The organism is Candidatus Synechococcus spongiarum SH4 (assembly GCF_000586015.1).
GTDB classification, from domain to species: Bacteria; Cyanobacteriota; Cyanobacteriia; order PCC-6307; family Cyanobiaceae; genus Synechococcus_B; species Synechococcus_B spongiarum_F.
Window position 1 is genome coordinate 1 of the sequence record NZ_JENA01000223.1, and the last position, 2,695, is coordinate 2,695.

Consider the following 2,695-nt stretch of genomic DNA (forward strand, 5'->3'; position numbering starts at 1 on the left):
GGCCAACGAGGCCAGGCATCAGCAGGAGATGAAGGCCAGCGAGGACAGATACCAGCAGGAGATGAAGGAGATCCGGGCCGACATGAAGACCAACGAGGCCAGGCATCAGCAGGAGATGAAGGCCAGCGAGGACAGGCAGCAACAAGAGATGAGGGAGTTCCGCGAGGAAATGAAGGCCGGTGAGGCCAGGCAGCAACAAGAGATGAGGGAGTTCCGCGAGGAAATGAAGGCCGGTGAGGCCAGGCAGCAACAAGAGATGAAGGAGTTCCGCGAGGAAATGAAGGAGATCCGGGCTGAACTCGCTGAAATCAAGGCGAACAACAGAGTGATGAACGAAAAGCTGGATCGTCTCACCGAGGCGGCCATGGTGGTCAGGTAGCCCTGAGAAAGCCCGGCAGTCACGGCTCCTCCCTGCCGTGGAGAAGCCGGGTCCCCTTCAGCCCGGACCCGCCGACTGCCATAGGTGCAGTAACCTGTGGGCAACAGTTGGTTCGTGGTTGGCCATGCCCGCTCTCCCCCCGGAACTGGTTGCCTGGCTGCAACCCGGCGCCATAGGAGCCGGCCTGGCCGTTGTCTGGGCCGACGTCCGAGGCCACAGCAGACGCATTGACGACCTCCGGGAGGAGATCAAGGCCAACGAGGCCAGACAACGGGAGGAGATGAAGCAGTTCCGCGAGGAAATGAAGGAGATCCGGGCCGACATGAAGGCCAACGAGGCCAGGCATCAGCAGGAGATGAAGGAGATCCGGGCCGACATGAAGGCCAGCGAGGCCGGGTATCAGCAGGAGATGAAGGAGATCCGGGCCGACATGAAGGCCAGCGAGGCCGGGTATCAGCAGGAGATGAAGGCCAGCGAGGCCAGGCAGCAACAAGAGATGAAGGAGTTCCGCGAGGCGATGAAGGCCAGTGAGGCCAGACAGCAACAAGAGATGAGGGAGTTCCGCGAGGAAATGAAGGCCAGCGAGGACAGGCAGCGGGAGGAAATGAGGGAGTTCCGCGAGGCGATGAAGGAGATCCGGGCTGATATGAAGGCCAACGAGGCCAGGCATCAGCAGGAGATGAAGGAGATCCGGGCCGACATGAAGGCTGGTGAGGCCAGGCAGCAACAAGAGATGAAGGAGTTCCGCGAGGAAATGAAGGAGATCCGGGCTGAACTCGCTGAAATCAAGGCGAACAACAGAGTGATGAACGAAAAGCTGGATCGTCTCACCGAGGCGGCCATGGTGGTCAGGTAGCCCTGAGAAAGCCCGGCAGTCACGGCTCCTCCCTGCCCGTGGAGAAGCCGGGTCCCCTTCAGCCCGGACCCGCCGACTGCCATAGGTGCAGTAACCTGTGGGCAACAGTTGGTTCGTGGTTGGCCATGCCCGCTCTCCCCCCGGAACTGGTTGCCTGGCTGCAACCCGGCGCCATAGGAGCCGGCCTGGCCGTTGTCTGGGCCGACGTCCGAGGCCACAGCAGACGCATTGACGACCTCCGGGAGGAGATCAAGGCCAACGAGGCCAGACAGCGGGAGGAGATGCCGCTGCCGCCGCCCGGCGGATGAAGGGGGGAGTGGGGAAATCCGGCTCACCGGTGCTGAGGCTACAGATGTCTTCCCCCTTCATCCGCCTGGTGCTGGCCAGCCGCAACCCCCGACGCCTGGCCCACTTCTACGGGGAGCTTGTCCACGGTGGGGCCGTCACCGTTGCTCCTGCCGGAGCCGCCGCCGTCCGTCTGCCCACGGGGATGGACATGGTGCTGTATCGCCCCTCTCGCCAGCGCCCTCAACCCCGGCAGGGGGGGTGTCTGGCCCTCTGCCTCCGTTGCACCCGCCTGGAGGACACACGCCAACGGGCCATGGCCCTGGGGGCCCAGGTGCTGGAGCCTCTCCGGGAGGAACCCTTCGGGCGGGAGCAATGGCTGCTGGATCCCGAAGGCAACCGCGTGCTGTTGTGGGAAGACCCGTAACCCATGGGGGCTGCCCGGTTTAGGCTGGGCCCATGGGCACCCAGCGCAGCCAGCTTGATCTTTTCTCCCCAGCCGCAACACCCCCTGAACATCCACCCAGTGGGCCGTCGCCGTCACCACTTGCTGCGGTCACCGTCCAGGAGCAGGGGAGGGAAGACAGTTGGGAGGCCTTGACCAGGGAGTGCCTGGGCTGCCACCGCTGTGAACTGGCGGCCACCCGCACCCACGTGGTCATCAGCCGGGGCAATCCCTTGGCGCGGCTCATGCTCATCGGGGAGGGCCCCGGCCAGCATGAAGACGAAACGGGCCTCCCCTTCGTGGGACGGGCCGGCAAGCTCCTGGATCAAATCCTGGCCAGCGTGGGCCTTGATCAGGAGCAGGACGTCTACATCTGCAACGTGGTCAAGTGTCGTCCCCCCGGCAACCGCAAGCCCACGCCGGAAGAAATGGCCCATTGTCGCCCATGGCTTCAGCGCCAGATTCAACTGGTGAATCCGGATGTGGTGCTGCTGGCGGGGTCCACCGCCATGACGGGGGTGCTGGGCATCAAAACCGGCATCACCAGGATGCGGGGCCAGTGGATTGAACGGGACGGCAGGGTCTATATGCCCGTCTTTCATCCGTCGTTTCTGTTGCGCAACGCATCACGGCAGAAGGGGCGCCCCAAATGGCTCACCTGGGAGGATTTCAAAGCCGTCCGCGCCCGCCTGGATAAGCTGGAGGCAAGCGCTCAAGCCCGTGAAACCCC

Annotated in this window: 4 protein-coding genes and 1 pseudogene; all 5 read left to right on the top strand. The window is 63.9% G+C overall.

All coding sequences use genetic code 11. The features are described from left to right. A pseudogene (locus BG35_RS13215) lies at window positions 1–379 on the top strand (hypothetical protein); the annotation flags it as partial. Between the two features lie 124 nt (window positions 380–503). Continuing rightward, window positions 504–1,235, top strand: a complete 732-nt coding sequence (locus BG35_RS0108785) for a hypothetical protein (RefSeq protein WP_025782525.1) — start codon at window positions 504–506, stop codon at window positions 1,233–1,235. Window positions 1,236–1,360: 125 nt separating this feature from the next. Beyond that, window positions 1,361–1,543, top strand: coding sequence for a hypothetical protein (locus BG35_RS13220; protein ID WP_025782526.1), 183 nt, complete (start codon window positions 1,361–1,363; stop codon window positions 1,541–1,543). 44 nt (window positions 1,544–1,587) lie between these two features. Then, a complete protein-coding gene (locus BG35_RS0108795) occupies window positions 1,588–1,947 on the top strand; it encodes a VOC family protein (protein WP_025782527.1) in 360 nt (119 codons plus the stop codon). Between the two features lie 32 nt (window positions 1,948–1,979). Next, window positions 1,980–2,695 (top strand): uracil-DNA glycosylase (locus BG35_RS0108800; protein WP_080688119.1); only part of this gene is annotated, 716 nt, incomplete at its 3' end.

Bases quoted from the DNA above. Each gene is read 5' to 3' on its own strand.
- BG35_RS0108785 (WP_025782525.1), top strand. From the start codon at position 504: ATGCCCGCTCTCCCCCCGGAACTGGTTGCCTGGCTGCAACCCGGCGCC.
- BG35_RS13220 (WP_025782526.1), top strand. From the start codon at position 1,361: ATGCCCGCTCTCCCCCCGGAACTGGTTGCCTGGCTGCAACCCGGCGCC.
- BG35_RS0108795 (WP_025782527.1), top strand. From the start codon at position 1,588: ATGTCTTCCCCCTTCATCCGCCTGGTGCTGGCCAGCCGCAACCCCCGA.